Here is a 17,051-nt window from a genome sequence, read left to right as displayed (position 1 = left end):
TACGGCCCGAAATCAGTCGGGGTCCCCATACGGCAGTTCCGCGACGACCGACCAGCCGGATCCGTCGCGCGGGCCCGCCTCGAAGCGGCCGTCGAGCATCGTCACGCGCTCGCGCATCCCGACCAGGCCGTGCCCGCCGCCCTGCGACTCCGCCGGGGTGCTGCGCGGCCCGTCGTCGGTGACCGACACCCTCAGCGCCTCCGCGCTGTACTTGATCTCGATCTGGACCTGCGCGCCCGGCGCGTACCGGGAGGCGTTGCTCAGCGACTCCTGGACGATCCGGTACGCCGACAGGTCGACGCCAGCGTGCAGCGGCCGCGGCATCCCGACGACGACGCTCGCGACCGACAGCCCGGAGCGGCGGGCCGCGGCGACCAGGTCGTCCAGCCGGTCCAGGCCGGGCTGCGGGGCCCGCTCGGCGCCCTCGTCGTCGGAGCGCAGCAGCCCCACGACCCGGCGGGTCTCGGTGAGCGCCTCGCGCGCCGCGTCCCGCACCACCCCGAACGTCTGCTTCGCCGCGTCCGGCAGGTCGGGGATCTTGTAGGGGGCGGCCTCCGCCTGCATCGCGATCACCGACATGTGGTGCGCCACCACGTCGTGCAGCTCGCGGGCGATGCGGGCGCGCTCCTCCAGCACCGCCTGCCGGGCGAGGTCCTGCCGGTGCTGCTCCTCGCGGCGGCGCAGCTCCTCCACGGCCGAGTGCCGGCCGCCGACCGCGTCCCCGAAGGTCAGCGCGACCGCCGCGATCCCGGCGAGGATCATGCCGAACCAACCGGGCATCCCGAACACCACGGCGGGCAGCAGCACCCCCGCGATCGTGACCGCGCCGACGCCCACGGTGGTCTGCCGGTCGGAGCCGACCCCGGTGAAGAACAGGATGACGATCAGGGCCAGGATCGCGGTCACGGGCCACGGCATGAACCCCGTCCCGTGCCGGACGACGACGGTCAGCAGCAGCCCGGCCGCCGCGACCCGCCACGCGGCCAGCGGCCACCGCGCCGCGAAGATCAGCGGCGCCGCCTGGAGCACGCCGAGCGGCCAGGCGAGCCCCGGCCGGACGTGGTAGTCGACGATCGCGATCGCGATCGACCCGGCGGTGAAGCCGATCGTCATCGCGAACAGGATCGCCAGGATCGGGACGCGCAGCGAGAGGTTCCCGGGCAGCAGCGTGACGTCCGGGTCGTCGCGGCCGGGCACGACGGCGGAGCGGACGCCGGCGATCAGCCGGTTCCTCGCCCCGGGCGCGGCGTGGTCTGGATCGTTCATTTGCGTCGAGCCTAGGACCACCGGCGCCGGAACGGCCTGACCCGGCGGAGGGAGATGCGACCCGCACCCTGGGTATCAGCCCGCCGCGCGGGCGCCGCCGCCCACCGCAGGTGATCTTGCGGTGATCGCCAAGGCGACGGAGACTGCGGGAATGAGCGACCTGAGCCATCCGATCTTCGCCCGGCTCTACCCGCGCCTGGACGCCGGGTGCGCCAAGGCGGGCGGCGCCGCGCACCGCGCCGAGCTGCTCGCGGGGGCGTCCGGCCGCGTGCTGGAGGTGGGCGCCGGGTACGGGGCCAACTTCGCGCACTACCCGCCCGAGGTCAGCGAGGTCGTCGCCGTCGAGCCCGAGCCGCGGCTGCGCGCGAAGGCCGCCCGCGCCGCCGCCGTCGCGCCCGTCCGCGTCACCGTCCGGCCCGGCCTCGCCGAGGACCTCGACGTGGACGACGCCTCCTTCGACGTGGCCGTGGCGTCCCTCGTGCTGTGCTCGGTGCGCGACCCGATCCGCGCGCTCGCCGAGCTGCGGCGCGCCCTCAAGCCGGACGGCGAGCTGCGCTACTACGAGCACGTCCGGGGCCGCACGCCGCGGAAGGTGCGGTTCCAGCGTTACGCCGACCTGGTGTGGCCGTTCCTCTCCGCCGGCTGCCACGTGACCCGCCCGACGGACGAGCTGATCCGCCGCTCCGGGTTCACCGTCCGGGAGGAGCGGCACTTCGAGTTCCCGGCGTCCGCCCGGGCTAACCCGGCCTCGCCGCACGTCATCGGGGTCGCCGTCCGCGACTAAGGCCCGCCTCCCGGGGAAGATCAGGCCCCATGACCACACCGGACAGCGAACCGAGGCCCGCCGCGGACCGGCGGCCGGACGGGCCGTCCCACTCCGTCGCCACCGCCGTGCTCCTCGCGGGCGCGGCCGCCCTCGGCGGGTTCCTGTTCGGCTACGACTCCTCGGTCATCAACGGGACGGTCGACGCGCTCAAGGAGACGTTCGGCCTCGGCGGCTTCGCCGTCGGGTTCGTCGTGTCGGCCGCGCTGCTCGGCTGCGCCGCGGGCGCCTGGTTCGCCGGGCCGCTCAGCGACCGGGTCGGCCGGGTGCGGGTGATGCACCTCGCCGCGCTGCTGTTCGTGCTCAGCTCGCTCGGCTCGGCGCTGGCGTTCAACCCGGTCGACCTGACGTTCTGGCGGCTGGTCGGCGGGGTCGCGATCGGCGCCGCGTCCGTCATCGCGCCCGCCTACATCGCCGAGATCGCGCCCGCCGAGCTGCGCGGGCGCCTCGGGTCGCTCCAGCAGATGGCGATCGTCCTCGGCATCTTCGCCGCGCTCGTGGTCGACTACGTCATCGCCCAGGTGTCCGACGGCGGCGCGACTGGAACGTTCCCCTGGGGCGGCGGCGCGTGGCGGTGGATGTTCGCCAGCGCCATGGCCCCGGCTGTGCTGTGGGGGATCATCGCCACGATGATCCCCGAGTCGCCCCGGTACCTGGTGAAGAAGCACGAGATGGCCCGCGCCCGGCAGGTCCTCGCCCGCGTGATGGGGCACGGCGACGTGGACGCCAAGATCGGCGACATCGTCCGGTCGATCGCCAGCGACCGGCCCGTCCACCTGCGCGACCTGCGCGGCCCGCGGCTCGGACTGCTGCCGATCGTCTGGGTCGGCATCCTGCTGTCGGTGTTCCAGCAGTTCGTCGGCATCAACGTGATCTTCTACTACTCGTCCTCGCTGTGGCAGGCCGTCGGGTTCTCCGAGGACGACGCGATGCTCACCTCGGTGATCAACTCGCTGGTCAACGTCCTGTTCACGCTGGTCGCGATCGCGCTCGTCGACCGGGTCGGGCGGCGGCCGCTGCTGCTCGGCGGCGCCGCCGGCATGGCGGTCTCCCTCGGCCTGCTGACGGTCTGCTTCGCCACCGCGCCCGTCGTGGGCGGCGAGCCGCGCCTCGGCGACCTCGCCGGGCCGGTCGCGCTGGTCGCCGCCAACGTGTTCGTCGCCTCGTTCGCCGCGACGTGGGGCCCGGTGGTCTGGGTGATGCTGGGCGAGATGTTCAACAACTTCATCCGGGCGTCCGCCCTCGCCGTCGCCGCGTCGGCGCAGTGGCTCGCCAACTGGGTGATCACCACCACGTTCCCCGGCATCTCCGGGTTCTCGCTCGGCCTGGCGTACGGGATCTACACGGCGGCCTCCGTCTTGGCGTTCGTGTTCGTGATCCGCGCCGTTCCCGAGACCAAGGGACGCGAGCTGGAGGACATGGACAAGCTCACCACCCCCGGAACCCGCGCCTGAGCCTGCTTTACCCCCGTGCGCCCGGTTCGTCCCATCGGTTAGTCTGGAGGCATGCCGCACGTGTTCGAGACGACGACGCCGGGTCACTCCCGGCGCGACGGCGGCATGTCCTGACATTGCACGCGGTGGGGCCCCGGGAGCGATCCCGGGGCCTTTCGCGTTCAGGCCGCGGACCGGGATCGCCGCGGGCCCTCCACGACGAGAGGAGCGCCAGAGATGAAACCGGATGCGTCCGGGGCCCACCCCGAGTCGATACCATCGGAACCCGCTGATCCCGGCCCATCACCACGAGGAGAATCCGTGTCCGAGCTGCGCATCACCCTCGACGGCGGCGAGCGGGCGGTGCCGGCGGGCACCACCGCGGGCCAGGCGCTGGACGCCGACGGCCGCACCGTGATCGCGGCCCGGGTCAACGGCGGGCTGCGCGACCTCGCGGCCGGGCTGCACGACGGCGACGCGGTCGAGCCCGTCGAGATCGGCTCCGCCGACGGCCGGGCGATCATGCGGCACTCCGCCGCGCACGTCATGGCGCAGGCCGTCCAGGAGCTGTTCCCCGAGGCGAAGCTCGGCATCGGGCCGCCCGTGGAGAACGGCTTCTACTACGACTTCGACGTCGCCGAGCCCTTCACCCCCGACGACCTCAAGCGCGTCGAGAAGCGGATGCGCGAGATCGTCAAGCAGGGGCAGCGGTTCTCCCGCCGCCCCGTCTCCGACGACGACGCCCGCGCCGAGCTCGCCGCCGAGCCCTACAAGCTGGAGCTCATCGGCCTGAAGGGCGCGGGAAGCGCCGAGGACGCGGCCGAGGGCGCGAGCGTCGAGGTCGGCGGCGGCGAGCTGACCATCTACGACAACCTCGACGCCAAGTCCGGCGAGCTGCGCTGGAAGGACCTGTGCCGCGGCCCGCACCTGCCGTCCACCCGGGTCATCCCCGCGTTCAAGCTGATGCGGACCGGCGGCGCCTACTGGCGCGGCAGCGAGAAGAACCCGCAGCTCCAGCGGATCTACGGCACCGCCTGGGAGTCCAGGGAGAAGCAGGACGAGTACCTGAGGTTCCTGGAGGAGGCCGAGAAGCGCGACCACCGCAGGCTCGGCGCCGAGCTCGACCTGTTCTCCTTCCCGAACGAGATCGGCAGCGGCCTCGCCGTCTTCCACCCGAAGGGCGGCGTCGTCCGCCGCGTCATGGAGGACTACTCCCGCAGGCGGCACGAGGAGAGCGGCTACGAGTTCGTCAACACCCCGCACATCACCAAGGGCGACCTGTTCGAGACCTCCGGGCACCTCGGCTGGTACAAGGACGACATGTTCCCGCCCATGGAGGTCGACGGCGGCGACTACTACCTCAAGCCGATGAACTGCCCGATGCACAACCTGATCTTCAGGGCGCGCGGGCGGTCCTACCGGGAGCTGCCGCTGCGGCTGTTCGAGTTCGGGTCGGTGTACCGGTTCGAGAAGTCCGGCGTCGTGCACGGCCTCACCCGCGTCCGCGGCATGACCCAGGACGACGCGCACATCTACTGCACCCGCGGGCAGATGGTCGACGAGATCAAGAAGCTGCTCGCCTTCGTGCTCGACCTGCTCCGCGACTACGGGCTGAACGAGTTCTACCTGGAGCTGTCCACCAAGGACGACTCCGAGAAGTTCATCGGCTCCGACGCCGAATGGCTGGAGGCCACCGCCGCGCTGCGCGAGTCGGCCGAGGAGTCCGGCCTGGACCTGGTCGACGACCCGGGCGGCGCCGCGTTCTACGGGCCGAAGATCTCCGTCCAGGCCAAGGACGCCATCGGCCGCACCTGGCAGCTGTCCACCATCCAGGTCGACTTCAACCAGCCCAAGCGGTTCGGCCTGGAGTACCAGGCGGCGGACGGCACCCGGCAGCAGCCCGTCATGATCCACCGGGCGTTGTTCGGGTCGATCGAGCGGTTCTTCGGCGTGCTGCTCGAGCACTACGCGGGCGCGATGCCGCCGTGGCTGGCGCCGGTGCAGGCCGTCGGCATCCCGATCGGCGACGCCCACGTCCCGCACCTGGAGAAGGTCGCCGACGCGCTGCGCGACCGGGGGATCAGGTTCGAGGTCGACGCCTCGTCCGACCGGATGCAGAAGAAGATCCGCAACGCGCAGAAGCAGAAGATCCCGTACATGCTGCTGGCGGGCGACGACGACGTGGCCAAGGACGCCGTGTCGTTCCGGTACCGCAACGGCGAGCAGAGGAACGGGGTCCCGATCGCCGAGGCGGCCGACGAGATCGTCAAGGCGGTCGAGGCCCGCGTGCAGATCTGACGGGCGGCTGGAGGCCCCGGGTTTGAGCAGACGGCTGATGAAGGGCAGGCGCCCGGCGCGGCGGAACCGGCCGGTGCGGCGGCCCCGGCCGGTCTGGTACCGGATCGGCGGCTACGGCGGTGCCGTGCTGCTGGCCGCCGCCGCCGTCGCGGTGCTCCTCATGCCGCTGCTGGACGACCGGACCGGTGCCGGGGCCACCGGCGCCCGGGGCCCGGCGAGCCCGTCCGCCGCGCCGACCGGCGGGCAGGCGGGCGCCCCCGGCGGCACCGGCCCCGGGTCCCCGACCCGGCCCACGCCGCAGCAGAACGGCCAGGGGGAGACCTATCCCGGCGGGGCGGGCGGCGGGCCCGAGATCCCCGAGCAGAACGGGCCGGCCGAGCTGTCGTGGTGCCCGCGGGGGACGGCGTACTACCGGGCGGTCCGCGACGGGGTCGACGTTGTGATCACCGTGTCGTCCAGCGGGGCGCTGCGGGCCGAGATGTCCCTGGACGGAGGGCGCTCCGCGTCGCAGCAGACCACCGTCAAGGGCGGCGGGCCGCACACGTTCCACTTCAGGGGCGTCCCGCCGGGGCTCGTCCAGCGGGTCAAGGTCACCACGGTGTCGGTCGGGGTCGCCATGCAGACGTGCTACGCCCGCGTGGCGGCCTGATCGCCGGGCATGCGGACGTCCTCCACGGACACGTTCACCGCGGCGATCCGCATCCCCAGCATCAGGCCCGCGACCCGCGCCACGTTCGCCTTCACCAGCCTGGCCACGTCCTTGATGACGGTGCCGTACTCGACCGCGATGGCGACGTCGAGGGCGACCTCGTCCGCGTGCTCGTCGAAGTCGACCCGCACGCCCGCCCGCGCCCGCTCCGCGTCCGGGCCCTGCGCGCCTGGGCCCGGAGTGCCCGGACGGGGGACGAGGGCGGCGACCCCGCCGACCTCCAGCGCGGCCAGCGCGGCGATCTTCCCGATGACCCCGTTCTCGATCGTGATGCGGCCGTCCACCGCGGTGGTGATGTCGCCGGGCGTGCCCTGCAGCGTCATCGGCAGCACGTTCGCGCCCGAGGACACCGCGGACGTCGGCGCGGCGAGCGGCCCCCGCGGCGGCGGCACGGGCCCCCGCCGCGCGGCGGGCCCGGGGAAGAACGGCCCGGCACCGGGCTCCGGTCTCGGCTCGCCGCTTCCGGCGGAGCCCTTGTCGAGCCCGGTCATGATCGCTCCCTGGGGGTCGGTGGAGTGACCATGGTGGCGGAGGGACCCGTGGGACGTCACGCACGGGTGTGATCGCGGGCGCGTCCTTCGCGCGGGCCCGCCGGGGATCCCGGCTACAGCATCCCGGGCGGCTCTCTCTATGCTGCTGGTCAGGCCGTGAACAAAAGGAGACCGCCGCCTTGAGCGCAGAGAACCAGCCTGGGCCCCGCTTCGAGGAGGAGAGGGGCGGCGCGGGCGAGCCCGACCAGTTCCAGCGGCTGTGGACCCCGCACCGGATGGCCTACATCAAGGGCGAGAACAAGCCCACGGGTGCGGGCTCGGGCGACGGCTGCCCGTTCTGCGAGATCCCGAAGATGCCCGACGAGGACGGTCTCGTCGTCGCCCGCGGCGCGTCGGTGTACACGGTGCTGAACCTCTACCCGTACAACTCCGGGCACCTCATGGTCGTTCCGTACCGGCACGTCGCCGACTACGCCGACCTCGACGAGGCGGAGTACACGGAGCTGGCCGTGTTCACGCGGCACTCCCTCACCGCGCTGCGCAAGGCCAGCGGCGCGCAGGGCTTCAACGTCGGCATGAACCTGGGGCTCGTCGCGGGCGCGGGGATCGCGGCGCACCTGCACCAGCACGTCGTCCCGCGCTGGGGCGGCGACACCAACTTCATGCCGGTCGTCGGGCACACCAAGGTGCTGCCGCAGCTGCTGCGCGACACCCGGCAGATGCTCGCCGACGCCTGGCCCGCCTCATGAGCCCGCTGAGGCGGCGTGATCGTCCGGTGCTGGTGTACGACGGCGACTGCGGCTTCTGCACGTCCTCGGCGCGGTTCCTGGAGCGTCACGTGCCCGTCCGGGCGGAGTTCGTCCCGTTCCAGTTCGCCGATCTGGAGGATCTCGGTACGACGGTCGAGCGGGCCGAGCACGAGGTGCTGTGGGTCGACCGGCTGGGCCGGGTCAGCGGCGGCGCGGACGCGGTCGGACGGCTGCTCACCGACGCCGGCGGGGCCTGGCGGGCGGTCGGCGTCGTCATGCGGGTCGCGCCGGTGAGCTGGGCGGCGCGCGCCGTCTACCGGCTCGTCGCGACCAACCGGCACCGCATGCCGGGCGGGACGGCGGCCTGCAGCCTCCCGGCGGCCGAACGTCCCGGCGGCTCCCGCCCGCCCCGGTGACGACCATGACCCACCGGCCGGAAATAGGCGCATGGCCACATTAGGACGCCTTCTGACTGAGTTTCCTACAGCCATAACTATATGTGTCAGAGATCATTCCGATCAGCGCGGACATAACGGAAAGCTGACACGCTCTGTCATGAGTCACGGTCGGTGTCAGGGTGATCGCGATATGCCCATTGATCTTTTCCGCGCCGACCGATCAAACTGAGTCTGCGATCGACGTCCGCCTACGAAAATCTCTCGGACGACCCCGCCAGCCGATTGGATCGCACATCCCTGCTCCTCATGAGGAGAGATATGCGCAAGTCCAGACTGGTGCTGTCCACGATGGCCGCCACCGCGGTCCTCACCCCGTTGGTCCCCGGTGGAGTGGCCAACGCCCAGGCGACCTCCTACGAATCCGCCACGGTGCGTGTGATCGTTCCGGCGAACCAGAACGTGCAGGTGGCATGCCCCAAGGGCTGGGTGTGCCTGTACCGGAACACCAATTACCGCGGCACGTTATGGTCGTGGCGCGGTGACCGCAACAAGTCGTACATCGGCAACGCGGCCAATGACAAGGCCAGCTCGGTCATCAACAACGCCGCGAAAACGGTCCGCTTCTACGAGAGCAAGAACTACAAGGGCCGCAAGGTCTGCGTCGGACGCTGGGCGCTCCGGCCCCGCAACAAGATCGCGGACCTGCGCAGTTACAGCATCAACGACAAGATCAGCTCCTACAAGCTCGGCAAGCCCTGCGGCAGCTGAGCTGACAACGCGGCGCGCCGGTCCTCGCCCGGTCCGGAAGGCGCCGCGGTGGTGACCTGATCCAGATCCGCACGGAGGATCGCCGCCGGTACGGGCCCGTGCCCGTACCGGCGGCATCCCGCGCGGGCGCCGGGATCACGGGGTGATCGGCCGCGTCACGAGCGGTGCGGACGCCGCCATCAGCTCGGAGACGGTGACGAACTCGAACCCCTCCGCGCGCAGCCCCCGGATCATGGGGACGAGGTTCCGCAGCGCGACCAGGCGGTCGGGCTCGCCGGTGTCGTGGGCGAGCACGATGGTGCCGGGTGTGGTGTTCTCGACGATGTAGTCGACCAGCCGCGGCGGGTCGTGCCGGTACGTCTTCTCCAGCATCTTGATCGACCAGATGGTGATGTCGTAGCCGAGCTGCCCGGCGGCGCTCAGCGTCGCGCCGCCCAGCCGGCCGTACGGGGGCCGCAGGTGCAGGGGTTCCCTGCCGGTGATCGTCGCGATGGCCGCGTGCGCCCGGTGAATCTGCCGGCAGACGTCCTGATGGGAGAGCTGCGCCAGGTCGGCGTGCCCCCAGGTGTGGTTTCCGGCCTCGTGGCGGTCCATCCGCCCGTGCACCAGCCGCGCGTTGCGGACCAGCCGCTCGCCCACCATGAAGAACGTCGCCTTGACACGCTCGGCGTCGAGGACGTCGAGCACCATCGGCGTCCACTTCGGCATGGGGCCGTCATCGAACGTCAGCGCCACCAGCTTCTGCGAGGTGTCGACGGACCAGGTCACCTCGACGTGCCCGTGGGTGGCCGAGGGCCTCCAGGGCGCGGCGTCCGGGACGGCGGTCGCCGAGGCCTTGACATCCCGCCGCGGCGCCGCGGCGCTGATCCCGGAACCGAGCGCGAGCCCGGTCGCGGCGAAGCCCAGCCCCTTGATGACCTTGCGGCGCATGGGCCGGGCCACCGATTCTCGTTCCCCCGATTTTCTCATCTCGAAACGAGAGTCCCATGGCCGTATACGGCTCGGCCTCACCCTTCGGGCCGAACCTCGATCAACCTTGGGGATGATGCTCCGGTACGAGGAATCCTCGTACCGGAGCATCCCGCAGGCGGGTCAGCCGTCCTTGGACTCTTCGGCGACCTTCTCCGCCAGATGCGACGGGAGCGGCTCGTAGCGCAGGAACGTCCGGCTGAAGGTGCCGGTGCCCTGCGACATCGACCGCAGGTCGATCGCGTACCGGACGATCTCCAGCTGCGGCACCTCGGCCTTGATCATCGTGCGGCCGCCGGGCACCGCCTGGGAGCCGAGGACCCGGCCGCGCCGCGACGACAGATCGGACATGATCGGGCCCACGTACTCGTCGGCGATGAGCACGTCCACCTCGTCGACCGGCTCCAGCAGCAGGATCGGCACCTGGCTCGCCGCGTCCTTGAGCCCGAGCGCCCCGGCCGCCTGGAACGCCATGTCCGACGAGTCGACCGAGTGGGCCTTGCCGTCGCGCAGGGTGACCTTGATGTCCACCAGCGGATACCCCGCGGACACGCCGCGCGTCATCTGCTGCCGGACGCCCTTCTCGACCGACGGGATGAACTGCCGGGGGATCACCCCGCCGACGATCTTGTCGACGAACTCGAAGCCCCCGCCGGACGGCAGCGGCTCCACCTCGATGTGGCAGATGCCGTACTGGCCGTGCCCGCCGCTCTGCTTGACGTGCCGGCCGAGGCCCTTGGCGGACCCGCCGAACGTCTCCCGCAGCGGGACGCGCAGGCCGACCCGCTCGACCTCGACGCCGTACCGGGACCTGAGCCGGTCGATCAGCACGTCGGCGTGGGCCTCGCCCATGCACCACAGCACGAGCTGCCGCGTCTCGGAGTTGTTCTCCAGCCGCAGCGTGGGATCCTCGGCGACGAGCCGGCCGAGCGCCTGGCTGAGCTTGTCCTCGTCGGCCTTGGACTTCGCCCGGATCGCCACCGGGAGCAGCGGGTCGGGCATCGTCCAGGGGGCCATGACCATGGGGGAGCCGGGGTCGGACAGGGTGTCGCCCGACTCGGCGCGGGTGAGCTTCGCGACCGCGCAGATGTCGCCCGCGATGCAGGACGACACCGTCCGCTGCGCCTTGCCGAGCGGGGACGTGAGCGCGCCGACGCGCTCGTCGACGTCGTGGTCCTCGTGGCCGCGGTCCTCCATGCCGTGCCCGGACACGTGCACGGTCGTGTCGGGGCGCAGCGTCCCGGAGAACACCCGGACCAGCGAGATCCGCCCGACGTACGGGTCGGACGTGGTCTTGATCACCTCGGCGATCAGCGGCCCGTCCGGGTCGCAGGTGACGTCCTTCGGCGGCCCGCCCTTCACCGGGGTCACGGACGGAATGCCGTGTTCGAGGGGGGACGGGAACGCCTGGGTGATGACCTCCAGCAGTTCCAGCATGCCGACGACCGGCCCCGGATGGTCGCCGTGCGGTACCGACGTCGCGAGGACGGGATAGAAGCTGCCGCGCGCCACCGCGGTCTCCAGGTCCTCGATGAGCGCTTTGACGTCGAGCTCCTCACCGGAGAGGTACCGGTCCATGAGGGACTCGTCCTCGCTCTCCTGGATGATCCCCTCGATCAGCGACGCGCGCTGCTCTTCGATCTGGTCCAGGTACTCCGGGTCGGGATCGCAGTCGGTGCGCAGCCCGGTGGAGTAGTCGAGGCACCGCTGCGTCAGGAGCCCGATGAGGCCCTTCAGCGCGTCCCCGTCGCTGACCGGGAAGTACAGCGGCGCGACACCCTCGCCGAAGACGTCCTGGCAGGCCATGACCACGTCGTCGAAGTCGCCGCGCTGCTGGTCGACCTTGGTGACGACGACCGCGCGGGGCATCCCCACCGCGGCGCACTCCTCCCACAGCATCCGGGTGACGCCGTCGATGCCGTCCACCGCCGAGATCACGAACAGGGCGGCGTCGGCGGCGCGCAGCCCGGCCCGCAGGTCGCCGGTGAAGTCGGCGTAGCCGGGGGTGTCGATGAGATTGATCTTGATGCCGCCGTGCTCGAACGGGGCGAGCGCGAGGTTCACCGAGCGCTGCTGGCGCACCTCGACCTCGTCGAAGTCGCTGACGGTGGTGCCGTCCTCGACCTTGCCCGCCCGCTGCAGCGTGCCCGCGGCGGCGAGCAGCGCCTCCACGAGCGTCGTCTTCCCGGCCCCGGAATGGCCGACCAGCGCGACATTGCGCACCTTGTCGCACCCGCCGGCCTCCGGTGCCCTGCCGGGGGCTCCCGGGTGGCCTCCCTTGTCCGCCATGACTACCTCCTCGGAGGGGTCTCCGCGCGTGTCGCTCACGTGCAGGGACCGCGTGCGGTTGGGGCCCGGCCCGCGCGGGGCCCGGCCCTGACGTCCGAGTGCGGCGTCCGACCTCGTCCAACGTGCGTGACCGACGTCACACCCGTACCACCACCTTTTCCCGTGACGAGCGGGACCACAAGGGGTGAAGGACAATCAACCGTGATCTGTCCGCGGCGCGGCGGGCCCAAACCCGGCCCTGACCACCGCTGCGTGCCCGCCGCACTACGATTGGCGCCCCGAGACCAGCAGAACGGACGGCGATGCTCAACAAGATCAGGCCCGGACTGGAACGCGCCCTCACGCCCGTCGGACACGCGGTCGCGCGGATGGGGCCGTCGCCGAACGCGATCACCGTCGTCGGGACGCTGGGCGTCGCCGCGGGCGCGCTCGTGCTGTTCCCGCGGGGCGAGTTCTTCTGGGGCACGATGGTCATCACCGCGTTCGTGCTGTTCGACATGCTGGACGGCGCGGTCGCCCGCGTCACCGGCAAGATCTCCAAGTTCGGCGCGTTCCTGGACTCCACGATGGACCGGGTCGCCGACGCCGCGATCTTCTCCGGGCTGATGATCGGGCTGTACCGGGACGGGCAGGAGACGCTCGCCTGGGTCGCGCTGTACTGCCTGGTCTCCGGGGCGGTGGTGTCCTACGCCAAGGCCCGCGCCGAGGGGCTCGGCTACACCTGCAACGTGGGCATCGCCGAGCGCGCCGAACGCCTCATCGTCGCGCTGGTCGCCGCCGGGTTCGACGGGCTCGGCGTCCCCTTCATCCTCGCGGTCGCGCTGTGGGCCCTCGCCGGGCTGAGCACGATCACGATCGGGCAGCGGTTCGCGACGGTCCACGTCCAGGCGAGGGACGCCCAGGCCGAGGCCGCCGCCGATTCCGAGGATGCCGCCGAGTCCGGTGACGCCGCCCAGGCGAGAGGTTCCGCGCCGGAGCCGCGACCGTGAACGCCGCCCGCCCGCGGGCCCGCGCCGCGGAACTGCGGGACGAGGTGACCGACGCCGCCTACGCGTTCGGCTGGACGGTCGTCCGGAAGATGCCCGAGGGCGCGGCCCGGCTCGCGTTCACCGCGCTCGCCGACCGCACCTGGCACCGCTACGGCGCGGGCGTCCGGCAGCTGGAGAAGAACCTGTGCCGCGTCCTCGGCAAGGACGCCGTCGACGACGAGGTCCGCGTCCTCAGCAAGAAGGTGCTGCGCTCCTACTTCCGCTACTGGCTGGAGGTGTTCCGGCTGCCCGAGTACGACCGGGCGCGGGTCCTCGGCCGGATGCGGATCACCGGCGAGAAGAAGATCTTCACCAACCTCGACTCCGGCCGCGGCGTCGTCCTCGCCCTGCCGCACATGGGCAACTACGAGCACGCGGGCGCATGGCTCGTGCACTGCGGGTATCCCTTCACCACGGTCGCCGAGCGGCTCAGTCCCGAGTCGCTCTTCGACCGGTTCGTCGAGTTCCGGGAGGGTCTCGGCATGGAGGTCCTCGCTCATCGGGGCGCGTCCGCGTACGGGCGCATGGCCCAGCGGCTCCGCGCGGGCAGGCCGGTGTGCCTGGTCGTCGACCGCGACCTGACCGAGAGCGGCATCGACGTCGAGTTCTTCGGCGCCACCGCCAGGATGCCCGCGGTTCCGGCGGCGCTCGCCCTTCAGACCGGCGCCGCCCTCATACCCGTGACACTCTGGTACGAGGGCGAGTACTGGGCGGCGCGCGTCCACGAGGAGATCCGGGTACCGGACGAGGGCGGCAGGCAGGAGAAGATCCAGGCCATGACCCAGAAGCTCGCGCACGTCTTCGAGGAGGGCATCGCCGCCCACCCCGAGGACTGGCACATGCTGCAGAAGGTCTGGGTGGAGGATCTGGCGGACGGGGCCTGATGAGAGTCGGCATGCGATGAAGGTCGGCACGGGATGAGGGTCGGCACGATATGAGGGTCGGCATCGTCTGCCCGTACACGTGGAATGTGCCGGGGGGCGTCCAGCAGCACATCGGCGACCTCGCCGAGGCGCTGATCGCGCTCGGCCACGACGTGTCGGTGATCACGCCCGCGGACGACGACGCGCGCCTCCCGCCGTACGCGGTGTCGGCCGGTCGCGCGGTCCCCGTCCCCTACAACGGCTCGGTCGCCCGGCTGGCGTTCGGGTTCCTGTCGGCCGGACGCGTCAGGCGCTGGATCCACGAGGGCGGCTTCGACGTCCTGCACGTCCACGAGCCCGCGGCGCCGTCGCTGGGCCTGCTCGCCTGCTGGGCGGCCGACGGCCCGATCGTCGGCACCTTCCACGCGTCGTTCGTGAAGTCGCGGGCGCTGTCGGTCATGTCGCCGATCCTGGGCAGCGCCCTGGAGAAGATCACCGGCCGGATCGCGGTGTCCGAGGCCGCCCGCACCAGCCTCGTCGACCATCTCGGCGGCGACGCCGTGCTGGTCCCGAACGGCGTCGCGACCGAGCGGTACGCGATGGCGGACCCGCTCCCCGGCTGGCCCGGCCGCGTCCCGGCCGCCGGCGCCGAGCCGCGCGGTCACGGCGACGGCGGCACGCTCGGCTTCCTCGGCCGGATGGACGAACCGCGCAAGGGCCTGGACGTGCTGCTGCGCGCCTTCGAGATCCTCGGACGGCGGCGCCCGGACCTGCGGCTCCTGCTCGCCGGGCCCGGCGACGCCGACGACGTCGCGGCGCGCGTCTCGCCCGACCTGCGCGACCGGGTCGTCATCCTGGGCATGGTCAGCGAGGCGGACAAGGTCCGCGCCTACCATTCGGTGGACGTGTTCGTCGCGCCGAACCTCGGCGGCGAGAGCTTCGGCATCGTCCTCGTGGAGGCCATGTCGGCGGGCGCGCCCATCCTGGCCAGCGACATCGAGGCGTTCGACCGGGTGCTGCTCGGCGGGCGCGCCGGGGCGCTGTTCCCGGTCGGGGACCACGAGGCGCTCGCGTCCGCCGCCGCCGCCCTTCTCGACGACCCGGCCCGGCGCAAGCAGCTGTCGGCGGAAGCCCGCGCCGCCGTGCGCGTCTACGACTGGTCGGCCGTGGCCCGCGACGTGCTCAGGGTGTACGAGACGGTCGCCCTCAGCGGCGCGGGCGTCGTCGAGTCCGGCCTCGGCGCGTAGGTGATCGCGGATGTCCTACGACTGGATCATCGACGTCCTGTTCTGGGTCGCCGTCGCGTTCCTGGTCGCCGTGTACGTGTCGTGGCGCGCCACCCGCCTCGACCGGCTCCACGTCCGCGTCGAGACCGCCCGCGCGGCGCTGGACGCCGCGCTCGTCAGGCGGGCCGCGGCCGCGCTCGAACTGGCCGCGTCCCGGCTGCTCGACCCCGCCGCCAGCCTCGTGCTGGCGACGGCCGCGCACGAGGCGCGCACCGCCGACGCCGACAACCGCGAGTTCGCCGAGAGCGACCTGTCCCGGGCGCTGCGCGCCGTCGTCGACCAGCCCGAGTTCGTCGGGACCCTCACCGCCCACGGCGCCGGCGAGGGCGAGGCGGTGCTGGACGAGCTGTCCTCGTCCGCCGCGAAGGTCGCCTACGCGCGCCGCTTCTACAACGACGCCGTCTCCCAGGCCAGGATCGCGCGCCGCAAGCCCCTCATCCGGATCCTGCCGCTCGCCGGCCGCGCCCCGCTCCCGGACTTCTTCGAGATCGACGACGACCCGCCCGGCATCTGACCGGCCGGCCGCCCGGGATTTGATCGGTTGCGGCCCGCGGAACCGTACCGCTGCCGGGGACGGGGCCGACCCGGCCGTGTTCGCTACCCTCTGGCAGACCGTCCGAAGGAGGGGCACATCGTGCGATTCGTTTGGGGCACCACCGGCCGGCGCAGGACGGCGGCGCTGCTCGGCGTCCTCGCCGCCGGCGCCGTCCTGCCGGCCTGCTCTGACTCCGGCGACCCCACATCGGCGCCGCCGCCGCGCAGCACCGGCGGACCGGCGGAGTCGGAGACCCCGGTGCCCGCGACGCACCCGTTCACCGGCGGCACGAAGGGCCTCACCAACCCCGTCCTCGCCGTCAAGATCGAGAACACCCGGCCCGCGTTCCCGCAGAGCGGGGTGTCGGCCGCCGACATCGTGTACGTCGAGCAGGTCGAGGGCGGCGAGACGCGGCTGATGGCGGTGTACTCGTCCAGGCTGCCGAAGCGCGTCGGGCCCGTCCGCAGTGCCCGCATCTCCGACCTGCACATCCTGCCGCAGTTCGGCCGGCCCGCCTTCGCGTTCTCCGGCGTCCAGAGCAAGATGAAGAAGTACGTCCGCAAGTCGCCCGCCTACGAGGTCTCCCAGGAGAAGGCGGGCGGCGCCTACTACCGGTTCGGCGGCAAGCCCGCCCCGTACAACCTCTACGCCGACCCGAAGGCCCTGCTCAAGCGGGCGCCGAAGGCCACGCCGCCGCAGGACGTCGGCTTCCGCTTCGGCGACGCGCCCGCCGGCGGCAAGCCGGTCAGGTCGTTCACCGCGCGGTGGCCGTCCGCGAAGATGGGGTTCACCTGGTCGGCCAAGCACAAGCGGTGGCTCGCGAGCTGGGGCGCGAGCCCCAGCCGGGCCGCCGAGGGCGGGCGGCTCGGCGGGCAGACGGTCGTCGTCCAGTACGCCAAGACCACCCGGTCGAAGTTCCACGACTTCCTCGGCAGCTACACCCCGCTGATCGACACCACCGGCACCGGACGGGCGCTCGTCCTGCGCGACGGGAAGGCGTACAAGGCCAAGTGGTCCCGCACATCCGAGGACAAGGGCACCACGTTCACCACCGAGACCGGCGAGCCGATGAACTTCGCCCCCGGCCAGGTCTGGATGGTCCTCGTCAACGACGGCAAGCCCTACATCCCGTAGGCGCCCTCCACC

16 protein-coding genes are annotated in these 17,051 nt (G+C 72.1%); 12 read left to right on the top strand and 4 right to left on the bottom strand.

The window, feature by feature from the left end; genetic code table 11:
- Positions 1-12: 12 nt before the first annotated feature.
- On the bottom strand, positions 13-1,266 hold the full coding sequence (locus tag ETD83_RS13580) for a sensor histidine kinase (protein WP_138645468.1): 1,254 nt from the start codon (positions 1,264-1,266) through the stop codon (positions 13-15).
- Between the two features lie 151 nt (positions 1,267-1,417).
- Here ETD83_RS13580 and ETD83_RS13575 point away from each other — a divergent pair, with 151 nt between their 5' ends.
- From ETD83_RS13575 to ETD83_RS13560, 4 genes are all read left to right on the top strand, one after another.
- Entirely contained in the window at positions 1,418-2,050 is a 633-nt protein-coding gene (locus ETD83_RS13575) for a class I SAM-dependent methyltransferase (RefSeq protein ID WP_138645467.1), read from the top strand.
- Between the two features lie 29 nt (positions 2,051-2,079).
- Positions 2,080-3,543: a sugar porter family MFS transporter gene (locus ETD83_RS13570; RefSeq protein ID WP_138645466.1), complete on the top strand. Its 1,464-nt coding sequence runs from the start codon at positions 2,080-2,082 to the stop codon at positions 3,541-3,543.
- Positions 3,544-3,843: 300 nt separating this feature from the next.
- Positions 3,844-5,820 carry a threonine--tRNA ligase gene (gene thrS / locus ETD83_RS13565; RefSeq protein WP_230420882.1) on the top strand — a complete coding sequence of 659 codons (1,977 nt, stop codon included), beginning with the start codon at positions 3,844-3,846 and terminating at the stop codon, positions 5,818-5,820.
- Between the two features lie 22 nt (positions 5,821-5,842).
- Positions 5,843-6,469, top strand: coding sequence for a hypothetical protein (locus ETD83_RS13560; protein ID WP_138645464.1), 627 nt, complete (start codon positions 5,843-5,845; stop codon positions 6,467-6,469).
- Here the strand turns inward: ETD83_RS13560 and ETD83_RS13555 are convergent.
- Positions 6,448-7,020 carry an Asp23/Gls24 family envelope stress response protein gene (locus ETD83_RS13555; protein ID WP_138645463.1) on the bottom strand — a complete coding sequence of 191 codons (573 nt, stop codon included), beginning with the start codon at positions 7,018-7,020 and terminating at the stop codon, positions 6,448-6,450. The two genes, ETD83_RS13560 and ETD83_RS13555, sit on opposite strands and share 22 nt — an antisense overlap.
- Positions 7,021-7,199: 179 nt before the next feature.
- Here ETD83_RS13555 and ETD83_RS13550 point away from each other — a divergent pair, with 179 nt between their 5' ends.
- The 3 genes from ETD83_RS13550 (at position 7,200) to ETD83_RS13540 (ending at position 8,935) form a co-directional block, all read left to right on the top strand.
- Positions 7,200-7,769, top strand: coding sequence for an HIT family protein (locus tag ETD83_RS13550; RefSeq protein WP_230420881.1), 570 nt, complete (start codon positions 7,200-7,202; stop codon positions 7,767-7,769).
- Positions 7,766-8,185, top strand: coding sequence for a thiol-disulfide oxidoreductase DCC family protein (locus ETD83_RS13545; RefSeq protein ID WP_138645462.1), 420 nt, complete (start codon positions 7,766-7,768; stop codon positions 8,183-8,185). The genes ETD83_RS13550 and ETD83_RS13545 overlap by 4 nt, the downstream gene beginning before the upstream one ends.
- Positions 8,186-8,485: 300 nt before the next feature.
- Positions 8,486-8,935 carry a peptidase inhibitor family I36 protein gene (locus ETD83_RS13540; RefSeq protein WP_171064181.1) on the top strand — a complete coding sequence of 150 codons (450 nt, stop codon included), beginning with the start codon at positions 8,486-8,488 and terminating at the stop codon, positions 8,933-8,935.
- A 135-nt stretch (positions 8,936-9,070) separates the two neighbouring features.
- Here the strand turns inward: ETD83_RS13540 and ETD83_RS13535 are convergent, their stop codons facing one another.
- Together ETD83_RS13535 and ETD83_RS13530 are read right to left on the bottom strand one after the other, a co-directional pair.
- The gene (locus tag ETD83_RS13535; protein WP_205717651.1) at positions 9,071-9,904 is read right to left on the bottom strand and encodes a polysaccharide deacetylase family protein; all 834 of its coding nucleotides are present in this window, start codon (positions 9,902-9,904) and stop codon (positions 9,071-9,073) included.
- A gap of 123 nt (positions 9,905-10,027) precedes the next feature.
- On the bottom strand, positions 10,028-12,193 hold the full coding sequence (locus ETD83_RS13530; protein WP_138645460.1) for an elongation factor G-like protein EF-G2: 2,166 nt from the start codon (positions 12,191-12,193) through the stop codon (positions 10,028-10,030).
- 302 nt (positions 12,194-12,495) lie between these two features.
- Between ETD83_RS13530 and pgsA the strand changes: the two genes are divergently transcribed.
- From pgsA to ETD83_RS13505, 5 genes are all read left to right on the top strand, one after another.
- On the top strand, positions 12,496-13,182 hold the full coding sequence (gene pgsA / locus ETD83_RS13525; protein WP_138645459.1) for a phosphatidylinositol phosphate synthase: 687 nt from the start codon (positions 12,496-12,498) through the stop codon (positions 13,180-13,182).
- A complete protein-coding gene (locus tag ETD83_RS13520) occupies positions 13,179-14,105 on the top strand; it encodes a phosphatidylinositol mannoside acyltransferase (RefSeq protein WP_230420880.1) in 927 nt (308 codons plus the stop codon). Before pgsA ends, ETD83_RS13520 begins: the two co-directional genes overlap by 4 nt.
- A 50-nt stretch (positions 14,106-14,155) precedes the next feature.
- A complete protein-coding gene (locus tag ETD83_RS13515; protein WP_138645458.1) occupies positions 14,156-15,331 on the top strand; it encodes a glycosyltransferase family 4 protein in 1,176 nt (391 codons plus the stop codon).
- 10 nt (positions 15,332-15,341) lie between these two features.
- The gene (locus ETD83_RS13510) at positions 15,342-15,884 is read left to right on the top strand and encodes a LemA family protein (RefSeq protein ID WP_138645457.1); all 543 of its coding nucleotides are present in this window, start codon (positions 15,342-15,344) and stop codon (positions 15,882-15,884) included.
- A 120-nt stretch (positions 15,885-16,004) separates the two neighbouring features.
- On the top strand, positions 16,005-17,039 hold the full coding sequence (locus ETD83_RS13505) for a DUF3048 domain-containing protein (protein WP_138645456.1): 1,035 nt from the start codon (positions 16,005-16,007) through the stop codon (positions 17,037-17,039).
- Positions 17,040-17,051: the final 12 nt, after the last annotated feature.

Origin of the sequence: Actinomadura soli, assembly GCF_005889715.1 — a bacterium.
In the GTDB taxonomy this organism is placed as follows: Bacteria; Actinomycetota; Actinomycetes; order Streptosporangiales; family Streptosporangiaceae; genus Spirillospora; species Spirillospora soli.
The sequence above is the reverse complement of the archived record's forward strand: the minus strand, read 5'-3'. Positions and strand labels throughout refer to the sequence as shown.

Excerpts from the sequence above, each read along its gene's own strand:
- ETD83_RS13580 (WP_138645468.1), bottom strand. The coding sequence starts at position 1,266 with ATGAACGATCCAGACCACGCCGCGCCCGGGGCGAGGAACCGGCTGATC.
- ETD83_RS13575 (WP_138645467.1), top strand. The coding sequence starts at position 1,418 with ATGAGCGACCTGAGCCATCCGATCTTCGCCCGGCTCTACCCGCGCCTG.
- ETD83_RS13570 (WP_138645466.1), top strand. The coding sequence starts at position 2,080 with ATGACCACACCGGACAGCGAACCGAGGCCCGCCGCGGACCGGCGGCCG.
- ETD83_RS13555 (WP_138645463.1), bottom strand. The coding sequence starts at position 7,020 with ATGACCGGGCTCGACAAGGGCTCCGCCGGAAGCGGCGAGCCGAGACCG.
- ETD83_RS13545 (WP_138645462.1), top strand. The coding sequence starts at position 7,766 with ATGAGCCCGCTGAGGCGGCGTGATCGTCCGGTGCTGGTGTACGACGGC.
- ETD83_RS13540 (WP_171064181.1), top strand. The coding sequence starts at position 8,486 with ATGCGCAAGTCCAGACTGGTGCTGTCCACGATGGCCGCCACCGCGGTC.
- ETD83_RS13535 (WP_205717651.1), bottom strand. The coding sequence starts at position 9,904 with ATGAGAAAATCGGGGGAACGAGAATCGGTGGCCCGGCCCATGCGCCGC.
- ETD83_RS13530 (WP_138645460.1), bottom strand. The coding sequence starts at position 12,193 with ATGGCGGACAAGGGAGGCCACCCGGGAGCCCCCGGCAGGGCACCGGAG.
- pgsA (WP_138645459.1), top strand. The coding sequence starts at position 12,496 with ATGCTCAACAAGATCAGGCCCGGACTGGAACGCGCCCTCACGCCCGTC.
- ETD83_RS13515 (WP_138645458.1), top strand. The coding sequence starts at position 14,156 with ATGAGGGTCGGCATCGTCTGCCCGTACACGTGGAATGTGCCGGGGGGC.
- ETD83_RS13510 (WP_138645457.1), top strand. The coding sequence starts at position 15,342 with ATGTCCTACGACTGGATCATCGACGTCCTGTTCTGGGTCGCCGTCGCG.